Below are 15,035 nucleotides of genomic sequence, written 5' to 3' on the forward strand. Positions count from 1 at the left end.
ATACGCCCTGCGAACCGCGCCGACGCGAGCATTCGTCGGCGGGTTCAGGCCCGGCTTACGCGCCCGGGCAAGCGGCCGGGCGCGCCTTGCGGAAGGCGTCGGCCTCGGCGGGCTGGACCTCGTGCGGCGGCGTGCCGCCGTCGAACACGACCTGCCACGTGCCTTCGGCGTTGCGACGCCACACCGACTGGAACGTACTCAGTCTCAGGTGTGTCACGCCCTTGTCGGTTTCCTCGAACAGCGCGGGGCCGGTCGACCACGCGATGTCGCCCACCGCCGTCGTGCGCACCGGATACCACTCCAGGCGGATGCCCTCGCCCTTCACGATCGGCGCCCAGGCTTTGACGATGGCGTCGCGGCCACGTTGCGGACGCGGTGAGCCCGCGGCGAAGGCGGCATCCGGCGCGACGTGCTGCGCGAATGCCGCCGAATCATGATCGGCGACGGACTTCGCGAACGACAACTCGCGTGCGAACACCGCACATTCGTCCGCCGAGAACGGCGCGGGCGGCGGCGGGGTCGGCGCCGTCGCGGTGGCCGCGAGCAACGGGACGAGCACAAAGGCGAGGGCCATGACGGAACTCCGATGAAGTCCTGCGATGCTCGACGCATCGTGGGTTCATCGCGAGCGGCTAAAGTCACGGTTCCCTTCGACCTACGCGCCGTTCGTGATCCGACCGCTCGTTATCGCCCTCGCTGCGGCCACGCTGGCCGCCTGCGCTTCGACCTCCGCTCCGATCACCGCGCCCGCGACGGCGCCGGTCGCGACGATCCTGATCTCCCTCGACGGCTTCCGTCCCGCGGCGCTGCAGCGGGGCCATACGCCGAACCTCGACTCGCTCGCCCGCCACGGCGTGCGCGCCGAGTACATGCGGCCCTCGTACCCGAGCCTGACGTTCCCGAACCACTACACGCTGGTGACCGGCCTGCGTCCGGACCACCACGGCATCGTCCACAACACGATGGATGATCCGCAGCTCGGCCACTTCAACATGGACGACGACGTCGCCACCGGCACCGCCGCGTGGTGGGGCAGCGAACCGATCTGGGCGACGGTGGAAAAGGCCGGCCAGCACGCGGCGACGATGTTCTGGCCCGGCAGCGCGGCACCGATCGGCGGCGTGCGCCCCAGCGAATGGCGTCCGTTCGACGACAAATTCCCGGGGGAATCGCGCGTCGACACCGTGCTCGGCTGGCTCGACCGCCCGGAAGCCACGCGCCCCAAACTCGTCACGCTGTACTTCGAACATGTCGACCACGAAGAACACGAGCACGGTCCAGGCTCGCCGGAAGACATCACCGCGGAAGAGCGTGTCGATGGTTACATCGGTCGTCTGCGCGCGGGGCTTGCATCACGCGGCCTGGCCGATCGCGTCAACGTCGTCGTGGTCTCCGACCACGGCATGGCACCGGTTGCACCCCGTCATACGGTGACCATCGAAGCCATGGCCTCGCCGGACATCGCGACCAACATCACGACCGGCCAGTCGGTCGGTTTCCGTCCGCTGCCCGGCCGCGAAGCGGAGGCGAACGCGAAGCTCATCGGCCGCCATGATCACTACGAATGCTGGACGCGCGAAACGATTCCCGCACGCTGGCATTACGGCAGCAACGTGCGCGTACCGCCGATCGTCTGCCAGATGGACGAGGGTTGGGATGCGGTGGCACGCGCCAAGCTCGCGACGCGCAGCAAGGGGCCGCGCGGTTCGCACGGTTTCGATCCCGCACTGCCGTCGATGCGTGCGCTGTTCGTGGCTGACGGTCCGTCGTTCCGCGATGGCGTCGTGCTGCCGCCGATCGAGAACGTCGACGTCTATCCCATGCTCGCGCGCGTGCTCGGCGTGACACCGATGCCGAACGATGGCGATCCGGCGGCACTCGCGGGAGCGCTGCGCCCCGCGCCCTGAGCATGGACACCGCGCCCGCGAAACCGACACCGCGCACGGACGATCGCCGCGTGCGACGCATCGCGCTCGCGAGCTTCGTGATCACGTTCCCGATCGCGCGCCTGCTGGTCTACATGATCATGGCGCGCACGCTGCCCGACCTGTACCTGAATCTCGGCGGCACGCACGTCCACCATCTCAACTACGGCATCTTCGCGCTGGCGATCGTCGGCGCCGCGCTGCTGTTCTGGACGCCCGGCCGACGCGCGCGTCGCGTGCTCGCCGTGCTCTACGGCGTCGGCATGGCGTTGACCTTCGACGAATTCGGCATGTGGCTGCACTTGGGCGGCAGCTACTGGCAGCGTTCGAGCTTCGATGCCGTCGTCGTGGTGCTCGGGTTGCTCGCGTTGCTGGCGTATGGCGGCTCGCTGCGCAGCCTGCGTCGACGCTCCGCGCTGATGCTGATCACCGCCGCCTGCCTCGCCGTCTATTTCGCCTACGTCTACCGCGACTACGCGAACCTGCTTGCCGCGAGCAGTGCGCAGCGCCTGCATCGACTGGAAGCCGACGGGCCGCAGTGACGTCCGCTTACGCGAGCAGGCGGGACATCGCGAGCCTGTAGCGCGCGCCGATCGCTTCGGCATCGAGATGGCGACCGTCGCGCACCACGGTTCGACCTGCAACGTCGACCTCGCGCACCACCGGACGATTGCCCGAGAAGATCCAGCGATCGACGACGTCCTCTGCGGTCGCGCCGGCGAGGATGGGGGCGTCGGCGTCGAGCACGACGCGGTCCTGATGCGTGGCCTGCGCCGACGCATCGAATGCGGTTTCGAGCACACCCGAGAGTAACGTCTCGCCAACACTCGTTGATTCCCGCACCGCGACATTGCGGCGTCGCGTGACGAGGCGCTGTCCGTACTCGAGCCAGCGCAGCTCTTCGACCGGCGAGGTCGAGACATGCGAGTCCGAACCGATGCCGAAGCGTCCGCCCGCCTCGAGAAACGCACGAAGCGGGAACAGGCCGTCGCCCAGGTTGCCCTCGGTGGTCGTGCAGATTGCGACGGTCGCGCGTGAACTCGCGATGCCCGCGATTTCGCTTTCGTCCAGATGCGTGGCATGCACCAGCGTCCAGCGCGAATCCACCGGCGCATGGTCGAGCAGCCAGCGCGCCGGTCGCGCACCGCGCACCGCGACGCATTCATCGACCTCCGCCATCTGCTCGGCGATGTGGATGTGGATGCGCGCATCGACCGGCAACGCGGCCAGCACCTCACGCATCGCCGTCTCCGGCACCGCGCGCAGGGAATGCAGTGCGCAGCCGATATGCAGGCTGTCGTTGCGCATATCGCGCAACGTGTCGAGCAGGCGCAGGTAGGCATCGACGTCGTGACCGAAACGGCGCTGCCGCTCGGCAAGCGCGCGGCCGTCGAAACCGCCGGTCATGTAGAGCACGGGCAGCAGCGTCAAGCGGATGCCGGTTTCGCGCGCCGCGTCGATCAGTGCGCGCGACATCGCCGCGGGATCGTCGTACGGACGACCATCGCCGGCGTGGTGCACATAGTGGAATTCGCAGACCGCCGTGTAGCCGGCTTCCAGCATCTCGACGTAGAGCTGCGCAGCGACGTCGCGCAGCGTGTCCGGATCGAAGCGCGCGGCCATGCGGTACATGGTGTCGCGCCAGGTCCAGAAGCTGTCGGCCGGATCGGTCTGGCGCTCCGCGAGGCCGGCCATCGCGCGCTGGAACGCGTGCGAATGCAGGTTGGCGACGCCGGGGAGCTCCCAGCCGCGGGCGGTGCGCTGGACGGGCAGATCGGACATGGCGGGTAACGCACGCTTGGGGTGCGCTAGGCTACCGCGGTCGCCGGACGGAGGGGCCGCGCATGCGCATCGTCGAATTCGTGGGCCTCATCGTCGCGTTGATCGGCCTGTTCGCATGGCTGCTCGGCCGCCCGCATACGCTCGAATCCGTCGAGCGCGAGCGCGATGCCGCCGCGCGCGTGCATGAAGCTCCCGACGACAGCGACACCTGACCAGTCCGCACACGTCGCCATGCGAGAATGCCGCATGGGCCGATTCCATCACGACGAAGCCGGGCTTTCGGTGCTTCTCTCGGGCGAAGGCTGGTCGCGCCGCCTCGCGCTCTGGGGTGGCGGCATCGCCGTCGCACTTGCGGCGATCCTGTTCACCAAGGCGGCGGACGCGGCATTCGCCGTGTTCACTCGCATCCTCGCGTTCTCGCCGTGGCTCGCATTCGTCGTGACGCCCGCGGTGCTCGCGGGCTGCGCATGGGCGACGTCGCGTGGCCTGCAGGCCACACGCGGCAGCGGGATTCCGCAGGTCATCGCGGCACTGGACCTGCCGGACGAAAAACGCTCGCAGCACGTATCGTTGCGCATCGCCGCGGCGAAGTTGCTGTTGACTGTCGCCGGACTCGCCGGCGGTGCATCGATCGGTCGCGAAGGCCCGACGGTCCACGTGGGCGCAGGGCTGATGTACGCGATCGGTCGCGCGCTCGGCTTCCGTGATCCCGACCAGGGCGCGCGTTTCCTGCTCGCGGGCGGCGCCGCGGGGATTGCGGCGGCGTTCAATACCCCGCTTGCCGGCGTGGTGTTCGCGATCGAGGAATTGAGCGGGACGTTCGAGCATCGCTTCTCCGGCACGCTGCTCACCGCGGTGCTCGTCGGCGGTGTGGTGTCGCTTGGCCTGCTCGGCAGCTACACCTATTTCGGGCACGTCAGCACCGCCCTGCCGCTGGGCCTGGGCTGGCTCGCCGTTCTGGTGTGCGGTGGCATCTGCGGTCTTGCCGGCGGCCTGTTCAGTCGATTGCTGCTTGCCGCCGTCGATGGACGCCCGCGCTGGCTTGGCCATCTGCGCACGCGTCATCCAATCCTGCTCGCCGCGCTGTGCGGCCTCGCACTCGCCGGCCTCGGCGTCGCGTTCGGCCAAGGCATGTTCGGCACCGGCTATGCGCAGGCCCGCGCGCTGTTGCAGGGCGGCGCGGTCGACCACGCGTTCGGTCCCGCGAAGCTCGCGGCGAACCTCGTGTCGTACATCGCGGGGATTCCGGGTGGCCTGTTTTCGCCTGCACTGGCGGTCGGCGCCGGACTCGGCCACGACCTCACGCCGTTGCTTCCCGGCGTGTCCCCCACCGCGGTCGTGCTGCTCGGCATGTGCGCCTACCTCACGGGCGTTACGCAAGCGCCGCTGACCTCGGCGGTGATCTGCATGGAACTCACCGACAACCGGCTCATGCTGCTGCCCATCCTCGGCACGGTGCTCATCGCGCGAGCCGCGTCGTCGCTGGTGTGCCACGTGCCGGTGTACAAGGCGCTCGCGCTTCGACTGACCCATCCCGCACCCGCCGCGACATGACGACCGCACCGTTCGATCATCTGATACTGGGCGCATCGCTCGCGACGCTCGATGGCGCCGACTACGGCGCGATTCGCGACGGCGCGATCGCGTGGCGCGACGGTCTGATCGCCTACGTCGGTCCGCGCGCCGAGTTGCCGGGTGAACCGTCGTCGATCGCGCGCGTCGTCGAACGCGTGGAAGGCTGGATCACGCCCGGCCTGGTCGATTGCCACACGCACGCGGTATTCGCCGGCGATCGCGCCGTCGAGTTCGAGATGCGACTGCAAGGCGCGACGTACGAGCAGGTCGCGCGCGCCGGCGGCGGCATCCTGTCGACCGTACGCGCTGTGCGCGAAGCGTCCGAAGAGGTGCTGTATGCGCAGTCGAAACCGCGCATCGACGCGCTCCGCGCCGACGGCGTAACCACGCTCGAAATCAAATCCGGATACGGCCTCGACTTCGAGAACGAACGCAAGATGCTGCGCGTGGCGCGTCGCTTCGGCGACGAAAGCCTCACGGTTCGAACGACCTATCTCGCAGCGCACGCATTGCCGCCGGAGTACGCGGGGCGCGCGGACGATTACATCGACGCCGCCATCGACTGGCTGCCGAAGCTGCACGCGGAAGGCCTCGTCGATGCGGTGGATGCGTTCTGCGAAGGCATCGGCTTCTCGCCCGCACAGACACGTCGGCTCTTCGAGCGCGCGCGCGCGCTCGGGCTACCGGTGAAGCTGCATGCCGACCAGCTCAGCGACCTCGAGGGCGGTGCGATTGTCGCGGAGTTCGGCGGGCTGTCGGCCGACCACGTCGAACACACCAACGACGCCGCGGTGCGCGCGATGGCGCAGGCCGGCACCGTCGCCGTGCTGCTGCCCGGCGCGTTCCACGTGCTGCGCGAGACGAAGCTGCCGCCAATCGATGCATTCCGCGCGCATGGCGTACCGATGGCGATCGCGACCGACTGCAATCCCGGCACCTCGCCGCTGCTGTCATTGCGTCAGGCGATGCAACTCGCCTGCACACATTTCCGCCTCACGCCGGAAGATGCGCTGCGCGGCGCGACCGTGCACGCAGCGCGCGCGCTCGGCCTGGCCGATCGCGGCGTGCTGCGGGTCGGCCTTCGCGCGGATCTCGCGCTCTGGCGCGTGAACCACCCCGCCGAGCTCTGCTACTGGCTGGGCGGCGACATGCTCGACACGCGCTGGGTCGCCGGCCGGCCCCACTGATTCCGACACCGAAATGGAGCACGCCATGCGACGCACCGCCCTGCCGGTCCTCCTGCTGCTGCCGACGCTCGCGTTCGCCGCCCAACCGCGTCCCACTCCGGCGGAATTCGCGAACGATGCCGTCATCGTCGACACGCACATCGATGCGCCCAGCGAACTGCTGAAGTCGTGGCGCGATCTATGCAACGAAACACCGGATCGCGAATTCGATGCGGAGAAGGCCCATCGCGGCGGACTCGATGTCGCCTTCATGTCAATCTACACCTCGCCCGAGGAAGACACTGCCGGCACCGCCCGGCAGAAGGCGCACATGGAGATCGACGCGGTCGAAGCGATGACGGCGCGCTGCAGTTCGGAGTTCGCGAAGATCACCGAACCCGGCGACTACCTGCGCCTGCAGGAGCAGGGCCATCGCGTGCTGCTCGCACTCGGCATGGAGAACGGCGCACCGATCGGCGACGACCTGTCGCAGTTGCAGGTTTTTCATGACCGCGGCGTCCGCTACATCACCCTCGCACACAGTCACAGCAATCGCATCGCCGACGGTTCGTATTCGCTCGATCGACCGTGGCATGGGCTCAGCCCGTTCGGCGAAAAGGTCGTCGCGGAGATGAACCGACTCGGCATCATGGTCGACGTCTCGCATCTGTCCGACGAATCCGTCGAAGACGTGCTGCGCGTGACGAAGACGCCGGTGATCGCCAGCCATTCGGGGCTACGGCACTTCACCCCGGACTTCGAACGCAACCTCAGCGACGCGCTCGCGAAGAAGATCGCCAAGGCCGGCGGCGTCGTGCAGATCACCTTCGGCAGCGGCTTCATCGACGCACGCGCCGCCGCCGATACCACGGCTTACTTTCGTGAACTCGCGAAGTTCCAGCACGCGCAGAACGAGGCAAAGGCGCGCGGCGAAGCGGTGCAATCGTTCGAGGACTGGGACGCCGCTTGGGACAAGTCGCATCCGAAGTACGCGACGAAGCTGTCGCAGGTGGTCGATCAGATCGACTACGCGATCAAGCTGATCGGCGAGGATCACGTCGGAATCGGCTCGGACTTCGACGGCGTGTCGGGCGCACTGCCCGAAGGCCTCCGGAGCATCGCCGACTACCCCAACCTGATCCAGGCGCTGCGCGATCGCGGTTATTCCGACGCGACCATTCGCAAGGTGCTCGGCGGCAATCTGATGCGCGTGTGGAAGGACGTGGATATGGCCGGCGCAAAGCTGCGAGGGGAGATGCGCTGAGCAGTGGGCACGGTGGGGATCGCCGCGGTAGCCGGCGTATCCGCAGCGTCCGCGCTGCAAGCACGTGCCCGGCGGCCCGCGCCTCCGCCCTCCCCGGCCTGATCGACCTGGCACGCGGTCGTCGGCCGCATCCTGAGACCAAGTCAACCGCCGACGCGACCACGCGTTGGCGGTGACGGTTTCCATCGGTCGAGGTCGCCATGCGTCACTGGCGTTGGTTCGTAGTCGCGTTGCTGTTCGTCGTCGCCATCGATGTGCTCGCGCAGGTGCGCGAGGGCCGCTTCGCGCAGATCCTGCGTGCACGCGCGGCGCAGCGTCATGCGAATGCGGAAATGGTGACGGGCGGTGATCCGCGCGCGCCGATCACCGCACCCGGCGACTATCGATACGAGATCCAGCACGACGGCATCACGCGGTTGTATCGCGTGCATGTGCCGCACGGCTATCGCGCCGGCCAGCCGATGCCGATGCTCGTCGCACTGCATGGCGGCGGTGGCGATATGGATTGGCAGGCCGACGATTCCAAGTACGGACTCATCACCGCGTCTGAAGCGCATGGGTTTATCGCGGTCTTTCCCAACGGCTTCAGCCGCATGCCGGGCGGTCACCTCGCGACATGGAATGCGGGCCGCTGCTGCGCCGCCGCGCGCGATCGCAACGTCGACGATGTGGGCTTCATCCGCAGCGTCGTCGACAACGTCGAACACCAGCTCGACGTCGACCACTCGCGCGTCTACGCGACCGGCATGTCGAACGGCGGAATGATGGCGTACCGCCTCGCCTGCGACGCCGCGGATGTGTTCCGCGCGATCGCACCGGTGGCGGGCACCGACAACACCGCGCGCTGCGCGCCATCGCGTCCGGTCGCGATCGCGCATTTCCACGCGCGCGACGACGACCACGTGCTGTTCAACGGCGGTGCGGGCGCCGAGGCGTTCCGCGATCGGTCGATGGTCACCGACTTCACGTCGGTGCCGGCGACGATCGATCGCTGGACGCGTTACGACGGGTGCAGTGCACCGCCACGTCGCGTGCTCAGCGTGCCGGGCGCGTACTGCGAGCTGCGCGCGCCCTGCAACGGTGGTGCCCAGGTGCAGCTTTGCGTCACAGAAACCGGCGCGCACTCCTGGCCGGGCGGCCACAAGGATCGCGGCGAGCCGGCTTCGCAGGCGATTTCCGCGAACGACGTGATGTGGCGATTCTTCGAATCGCTGCCACCGCGGTCGTGACGTCAAGACGCGGGATGCCGCCGACTCCGTCAACGAAAAAGCCCCGCTTTCGCGGGGCTTTTCTGCATCAGCCGAAGCCGGTGCTTATTCCTTCGACGCCGCCTTCTTCACCGCGACCTTCTTGGTCGCCGGCGCCTTGGCCACGGTCTTGGTCGCCTTCTTCGCCACCGGCGCGGCGGCCGCGCCCGTGCTCACGGTCGTCGCCTTGCTGCTGCGCGCGTTGCCGTAGCTGGAGTTGTAGCGCTTGCCCTTGGCGGTCTTGCGGTCGCCCTTACCCATCGTGGTGCTCCTGGAATCTGAGAAGTGAATCGGCGCCGCGATCGCGGGCCTGCGGACGAGCCGCGTGAAAGATCGCGCCTGCGCGCGAGGCTGCGAAGCCTAGCACAGCCGGCGCCGCCGCCGGCCCGTCAGGGCGTGCAGCAGGTCGCGTCGTGGCGGTTCTGCAGGCGCAGGTTGAGCACGTGGGCGACACCCACCAGCGTGCCGCCGATGGTCATCGACACGGCGTGCAGCAGCGGCGATGCGTGCAGCGGGGCGTAGAGCACGCCCAGCCACAGCGCGACGAGGCCGGGCACCAGCAGCCTCAACGCCCGCAGCACGCCATGCCGGCGGTAGCCACGGATCAGGCTGTAGAAGCCCAGTGCGCTGGCGAACAACACGAAGCCCAGCTCGAAATCGTCGTCGAGCCAAGCCGCGAGCCCCAGCGACGGCAGCAGCGCGATGATCAGAGGCAGCGCCGCACAATGCACCGCACACAGCAGCGACCCCGTGGCGCCGATCCGGTCCAGGATCGGCGTTGCAGGGGGATGCGGAGTCGCGTGCGGAGGCGAGGCGGCCATTTGAAACACTATAACATTGCGGGGCGAACGCCCCGTCAATGCTCCAGCGCCACCGCCGCGCGGGCCGCATGCGCACGCCGCACCGACGGCACGGCCTGCGCCAGGATCGCCGCCACCGCCAGCATCCACACGATGAGCGCGCCGCTCGGCAGGTCGAGCACGGCCGAGACGGCGAGCCCGAGCACGTAACCCGCGATGCCGATCAGGTAGGCCGCGACGAGCTGTTTGCGCCCCACCATGCCCGCCGTCGCCAGCGCCGGCACGATCAGGCTCGCGAACACGAGGTAGACGCCGACCAGCTGCACCGACGCGGTGATCGCCAGCGCGAACAGCGCATAGAAGACGAGGCCCTTCAGCTGGCCGCGGCGCATCCACATGAAGGCGAGCAGCACGACCGACAGGATCAGCGCCGGGATCAGCTGCGCGTAGCTCACCCACAGAATCTGCCCGACCAGAAGATCCTTGAGGTGCTCACCGCCCTGCGGATTGTTCGCGAGGAGCAACAGTCCGCCGGTCGCGGCCAGCGCGAACAGCGTGCCGATCAAGGGCTCCTGGTACTGCGGCCAGCGCTTGTCGGTCCACGACAGCAGGCCCGCACCGAGCAGCGCCGCGGCCGCCGCCGCGGCCTGCACACCGTAACCGTGCTCATCGATGCCGAGGAACTGCGCGAGGATGACGCCGAGCCCCGCGATCTGCGCGATCGCGAGGTCGATGAAGATGATGCCGCGCGACAGCACCTGACGACCCAGCGGAACGTGCGTCGACAGCACGATCAGGCCCGCCGCACAGGCGGGCCCGAGGATGCTGAGATCGAGCCCTTCCCAGTTCAGCGTCACTTGGCGACCTTCAGCAGCTTGGAGATCGTCGAGTCGAACAGGCCGAAGAGATCCTTCGACTGGGCATCACCGCCCACGGTGAGCGGCAGCGTCACCGCCGGCACGCCGGTGCGGTCGGCCAGCCAGTCGGCCGGCTTCGGATCCTGGTAGGCCGCACGAACGATCGCGAGCGTGTTCGCGCTCTTCGTCGTCGCGATCAGGCTCGCGAGATGCGCGCTGGTCGGCGGCACGCCGGGCTTCGGCTCGAGTGCACCGATCTGCTGCATGCCGAGCCAATCCCACAGGTAGACCCAGCTGATGTGGTGCACGACGACCTTGCGACCCACGAGCGGCGCGGCCTGCGCCTTCCAACGCACCATCGCCGCTCTCCAGCGGTTCTGGAAGTTCGTCAGGTTCTGCTGGTACGCGGCGGCGTTCGACGGATCGAGCTGCGCGAGGCGCGCATCGAGGCGTTGCGCCACGATCAGCACGCGACGCGGATCCATCTGGATGTGCGGATTGCCGTCCGGATGCACGTCGCCGTTCGCCCGATCCAGTGCCGACGGCTTCTCGAGCGTCTTCACCTGCTTCGCCGCTTCGAAGTAGCCGGGGCCCGACGCCACCTTGGTGTTGCCCGACTGGCGGATCAGCTGCGGCAACCAGCCCACTTCGAGTTCGGCGCCGGTGCAGACGACCATGTCGGCCGCGCGCACCTTCGCGATCAGGCTGGGCTTCGCTTCGATGACGTGCACGTCCTGCAGCGCGGACGTGCCGACGTCGACGTCGACCTTGTCGCCAGCAAGCTCGTGCACCAGCGAACCCCATTCGGGCTCGCACGCGAAGACGCGCATCTTGGCCTGCGCGGGCGCGGCGACCGCACCGGCGAGCAGGACCGCGGACATCAGCAGGGACTTCATCGATCGAATCCTCAGAACTTGTGGGCGCCGTGGGCGCCGAGGCTGGTCTGGTACTGCACGGTCACGGCGTTGTCCGTGTCGACCGCATTGGGCTTGTCATGGCTCAACTGCAGCCTGAACAGGCTGAACTCGCTGTTGCGCCAGGTCGCTTCGATCGTGTGGCGGGTGGGATCGGTGTCGCTCGCGAACGGGCCGTCATTCGCCGCCCACAGGCGATCGAAGCGATAGCCGACGTCCCACTGGCGGTTGATGCGATACACGGCTTCGGCGTACGCACCCCGACGCTTGCCGCTCCAGTCGAATACGACCGACGGATCCGCCGCATCGACCACCGTGCCATCGCGGTGATCGATCATGTATTCGCTGCGCAGCGTCAGGCCGCCGTCCTTGAAGTTGCCCTGCGGGGCCCACTTCCAGGTGCCGTCGACGATGTACAGCGTGCCGTCGCCGGTGAAACCGTCTTCGCCGCCGATCGCGCTCGTGCGCAGCGCCGAAACGCCCGCGAGCCATTCGTTCTCGTCTCCGACGTCGCCGCCGACGTGCGCGAACAGCGTCTTGGTGCCGACGCCGCCATGGCCCGCGCCGGCGGCCGGGTAGCTCTCGCCGCGGAAGGCTTCACCACCGACTTCGAAGAACAGCGACGTCGGCGCGACCCAACGCACCTGCACACCGTCGTCGCCGTACTGGTTGCCGAGGAAGGCCTGGTAGGCGAGCGGGCGATCGAAGAAGTTGTCGGTGTGCGCGTGGTGGCTGTTGAGGTAGCCGATGTTCGAATAGAACCGGCCCAGGCGCATGTTCCAGCCTGCCGGCAGAGCGGTGGTGTCGATGAACGCTTCTTCGACGCCGATGTGATCCTGACCGTTCTCGCTCGCCGCGGTCAGCGTGAGCTGACCGTAGAACTTCTCGTCGATGTTCGCCGCGAACGAGATTTCGCTCTCGCCGAGCGAGAAGCCATCCGGTGCGGGACCACCCTCGCCCACGATCGGGAAACCCGCGCGGATGTAGTTCGCCGGATCGAGCGAGTGATGCGTGTAGCTGCCGTTGAGGATGATCGAGATCGCAGGATTGAACGCGTTCGGGTTCGAACTCGAGCCGCCGCCGTCCGCGCTCGCGACGTTGTCGTTGGACTCTCCGGTCGCGACGGGTGCAGGCGCGGCAGCGCTCGCGGTGTCGTCAGGCACGGCGAGGTCGTCGTTCGCGGCGAGATCCGACGTGTCGGCCGCGGCGGGTGCGGATGTCGCGGCACTGCCGCCGGGCGTCGGCGCGGCCGGCGCTGCGACGTTCGCGGTCGACGCGCCCTTGAGTCGCGCAACCTCTGCCTGAGCGGCCTCCGCTTCGGCGCGTGCCTTTGCAGCGTCTGCGCGCGCGGCCTTGGCGTCGGCTTCGAGCTGCGCCATGCGCGCTTCCAGCGCCTTGAACTGCGCCTGCGAGACGCCTTCGGCCGCGTGGGCGGTGCCCAGCGCGACGGCAAGCGCGAGGGCCAGGAGGGTTTTGGTCATTGAGGCCGGGTCCGAAGTTCGGAAGGTTATAACATTACGTTACGGGCCCGGCGGCCGCTCGCTCAATAGCCCGGAAGTCAGGGATTCAGTCGCCGTCCGGGTGGGCGGCGCAATCGGCGCAGAGGCCGTGGACCTCCAGCGTCTGCGCGCGCGGGGTGAAGCCGAGGGCACGGGCGCGAGCATCCAGCGCACCGACGATCTGCTCGTCTTCCAGTTCGGTCGCCGCGTGGCAGCGGTCGCAGATCAGGAACGGCACCGCGTGCTGCGCGCCACCCGGATGGTGGCAACCGACGAACGCATTGATCGACGACAGCTTGTGGATGAAGCCGTGTTCGAGCAGGAAGTCGAGCGCGCGATACACCGTCGGCGGCGCCGCGCCTTCGTGCGTCGCCTTCATGCGATCGAGCAGGTCGTACGCCTTGAGCGGTCGGTCGGCATCGGCGATCAGCCGCAACGCGCTCGCACGCAACGGCGTCAGGCGCAGGCCGCGTTGTTCACAGGCACGTTCGACCTGCGCGACGAACGCATCGCCCGTGTGGACGTGATGACGCGGATCGGTGCAGGTCTCGTGGTGTGCCATGGGGACCTCAGGCGTGCGCGGGCACTTTCGCGAGCGCCGCGTCGATGCGACGCAGTGCTTCGTCGTGACCCGCAAGGTAGATGGTGTGCGCGATATCCGGACTCACCTGCGTGCCGGTGATCGCAACGCGCAGCGGCTGCGCGACCTTGCCCATGCCGACTTCGCAGGCGGTGGCGACATCGTTCAACGTCGCGTGGATCGCTTCGGGCGTCCATGCGGCGAGCTGCGCGAGGCGCGAGCGTGCTTCTTCGAGCGGTGCGCGCGCGCCCGCGTTGAGATGCTTGGCGACGGCGGCGGCGTCATAGGTTTCGAGCGGCTGGAACCACACCGCCGCACGCTCGGCCATGTCGCTGAGCGTCTGCACGCGATCACGCAGCGCGACGACGATGTCGGCCGGCGCCGGACCGCGCGACAGGTCGTAGCCCTTGCGCTCGAGATGCCAGACGAGGTGCTTGGCGACGTCGGCCGCATCGTCGCTCTTGAGGTACTGCTGGTTGAGCCAGCCGAGCTTCGCCGAGTCCAGGCGTGACGCCTTCGGATTGACGTCCTTGAGATCGAACAGTCGCGTGAGTTCGGGGATCGAGAAGATCTCCTGATCGCCGTGCGACCAGCCCAGGCGCGCGAGGTAATTGAGCAGCGCGTGCGGCAGGTAGCCGATCTCGCGGTACTGCATGACGTCGGCCGCACCCGTGCGCTTGGACAGCTTGGCGCCCTGCTCGTCGAGGATCATCGGCAGGTGCGCGAAGTGCGGCACCGGCGCGCCGAGCGCCTTGTAGATGTTGATCTGGCGCGGCGTGTTGTTGACGTGGTCATCGCCGCGCACCACGTCGGTGATGCGCATGTCGATGTCATCGACGACGACGGCGAAGTTGTAGGTCGCGTAGCCGTCGGAACGGAAGATCACCAGGTCGTCGAGCTCGCTGTTGGCGAACTCGATGCGGCCCTTGACCTTGTCGTCCCACACCACCGTGCCGTCCTGCGGATTGCGGAAGCGGATCACGCGGTTCGGATCGTCGCGGTACGGCAGGTTGGCGTCGCGCGCGGCGCCGTTGTAGCGCGGCTTGACGCCCTCGGCCATCGCCTTCTCGCGCGCGGCCTCGAGCTCTTCCCTGGTCTCGTAGGCGTAGTACGCCTTGCCGTCGGCGACGAGCTGCTCGGCGACCTCGCGATACCGATCGAGCCGCTGCGTCTGATAGATCGGGCCTTCGTCGTAGTCGAGGCCGAGCCAGTCCATCGCTTCGAGGATCGCGTCGATCGCGCCCTGCGTGCTGCGCTCGCGATCCGTGTCCTCGATGCGGAGGACGAACGCGCCACCCTGGCGGCGGGCTTCGAGCCAGCAATAGAGCGCGGTGCGGGCACCACCGATATGGAGGTAGCCGGTGGGGCTCGGCGCGAAACGGGTACGCGTACTCATTGCGAAGCTCGGACGAACGTGGGGGCGATG

General features: G+C 68.2%; 16 protein-coding genes. 7 read left to right on the forward strand and 9 right to left on the reverse strand.

Annotated features, from left to right (window positions below; genetic code table 11):
• Nucleotides 1–55: 55 nt before the first annotated feature.
• The gene (locus DWG18_RS09450) at nucleotides 56–574 is read right to left on the reverse strand and encodes a DUF4440 domain-containing protein (RefSeq protein WP_115646957.1); all 519 of its coding nucleotides are present in this window, start codon (nucleotides 572–574) and stop codon (nucleotides 56–58) included.
• A 94-nt stretch (nucleotides 575–668) separates the two neighbouring features.
• Between DWG18_RS09450 and DWG18_RS09455 the strand changes: the two genes are divergently transcribed.
• On the forward strand, nucleotides 669–1,907 hold the full coding sequence (locus DWG18_RS09455; RefSeq protein ID WP_240318502.1) for an ectonucleotide pyrophosphatase/phosphodiesterase: 1,239 nt from the start codon (nucleotides 669–671) through the stop codon (nucleotides 1,905–1,907).
• A gap of 2 nt (nucleotides 1,908–1,909) precedes the next feature.
• A complete protein-coding gene (locus tag DWG18_RS09460) occupies nucleotides 1,910–2,467 on the forward strand; it encodes a hypothetical protein (protein WP_115646959.1) in 558 nt (185 codons plus the stop codon).
• A 7-nt stretch (nucleotides 2,468–2,474) separates the two neighbouring features.
• Here DWG18_RS09460 and DWG18_RS09465 read toward each other — a convergent pair whose 3' ends face one another.
• Nucleotides 2,475–3,707: a formimidoylglutamate deiminase gene (locus DWG18_RS09465; protein ID WP_115646960.1), complete on the reverse strand. Its 1,233-nt coding sequence runs from the start codon at nucleotides 3,705–3,707 to the stop codon at nucleotides 2,475–2,477.
• A gap of 62 nt (nucleotides 3,708–3,769) precedes the next feature.
• On the opposite strand from DWG18_RS09465, the gene DWG18_RS15285 reads away from it, so the two are divergent.
• From DWG18_RS15285 to DWG18_RS09485, 5 genes are all read left to right on the forward strand, one after another.
• Nucleotides 3,770–3,919, forward strand: a complete 150-nt coding sequence (locus DWG18_RS15285) for a hypothetical protein (RefSeq protein ID WP_162823786.1) — start codon at nucleotides 3,770–3,772, stop codon at nucleotides 3,917–3,919.
• A gap of 34 nt (nucleotides 3,920–3,953) precedes the next feature.
• Nucleotides 3,954–5,261: a chloride channel protein gene (locus tag DWG18_RS09470; protein ID WP_240318503.1), complete on the forward strand. Its 1,308-nt coding sequence runs from the start codon at nucleotides 3,954–3,956 to the stop codon at nucleotides 5,259–5,261.
• The gene (hutI, locus tag DWG18_RS09475; RefSeq protein WP_115646962.1) at nucleotides 5,258–6,469 is read left to right on the forward strand and encodes an imidazolonepropionase; all 1,212 of its coding nucleotides are present in this window, start codon (nucleotides 5,258–5,260) and stop codon (nucleotides 6,467–6,469) included. Before DWG18_RS09470 ends, hutI begins: the two co-directional genes overlap by 4 nt.
• Nucleotides 6,470–6,494: 25 nt before the next feature.
• Entirely contained in the window at nucleotides 6,495–7,712 is a 1,218-nt protein-coding gene (locus DWG18_RS09480; RefSeq protein ID WP_162823787.1) for a dipeptidase, read from the forward strand.
• 200 nt (nucleotides 7,713–7,912) lie between these two features.
• Nucleotides 7,913–8,941, forward strand: coding sequence for a PHB depolymerase family esterase (locus DWG18_RS09485; protein ID WP_115646964.1), 1,029 nt, complete (start codon nucleotides 7,913–7,915; stop codon nucleotides 8,939–8,941).
• Between the two features lie 84 nt (nucleotides 8,942–9,025).
• Here the strand turns inward: DWG18_RS09485 and DWG18_RS09490 are convergent, their stop codons facing one another.
• The 7 genes from DWG18_RS09490 to gltX form a co-directional block, all read right to left on the reverse strand.
• Complete coding sequence (locus tag DWG18_RS09490; protein ID WP_115646965.1) at nucleotides 9,026–9,220, reverse strand: 30S ribosomal protein THX; 195 nt, start codon at nucleotides 9,218–9,220, stop codon at nucleotides 9,026–9,028.
• 128 nt (nucleotides 9,221–9,348) lie between these two features.
• A complete protein-coding gene (locus DWG18_RS09495) occupies nucleotides 9,349–9,780 on the reverse strand; it encodes a MerC domain-containing protein (RefSeq protein WP_115646966.1) in 432 nt (143 codons plus the stop codon).
• A gap of 35 nt (nucleotides 9,781–9,815) precedes the next feature.
• Nucleotides 9,816–10,616, reverse strand: a complete 801-nt coding sequence (locus DWG18_RS09500) for a metal ABC transporter permease (RefSeq protein ID WP_205289337.1) — start codon at nucleotides 10,614–10,616, stop codon at nucleotides 9,816–9,818.
• On the reverse strand, nucleotides 10,613–11,512 hold the full coding sequence (locus DWG18_RS09505) for a zinc ABC transporter substrate-binding protein (protein ID WP_115646967.1): 900 nt from the start codon (nucleotides 11,510–11,512) through the stop codon (nucleotides 10,613–10,615). The genes DWG18_RS09500 and DWG18_RS09505 overlap by 4 nt, the downstream gene beginning before the upstream one ends.
• Before the next feature lie 11 nt (nucleotides 11,513–11,523).
• Nucleotides 11,524–13,011, reverse strand: coding sequence for a hypothetical protein (locus DWG18_RS09510; protein ID WP_115646968.1), 1,488 nt, complete (start codon nucleotides 13,009–13,011; stop codon nucleotides 11,524–11,526).
• Nucleotides 13,012–13,096: 85 nt separating this feature from the next.
• Nucleotides 13,097–13,591, reverse strand: coding sequence for a transcriptional repressor (locus DWG18_RS09515; protein WP_115646969.1), 495 nt, complete (start codon nucleotides 13,589–13,591; stop codon nucleotides 13,097–13,099).
• 7 nt (nucleotides 13,592–13,598) lie between these two features.
• Complete coding sequence (gltX, locus tag DWG18_RS09520; RefSeq protein ID WP_115646970.1) at nucleotides 13,599–15,005, reverse strand: glutamate--tRNA ligase; 1,407 nt, start codon at nucleotides 15,003–15,005, stop codon at nucleotides 13,599–13,601.
• Between the last annotated feature and the right edge of the window lie 30 nt (nucleotides 15,006–15,035).

Source organism: Lysobacter sp. TY2-98 (assembly GCF_003367355.1).
GTDB lineage: Bacteria > Pseudomonadota > Gammaproteobacteria > Xanthomonadales > Xanthomonadaceae > Cognatilysobacter.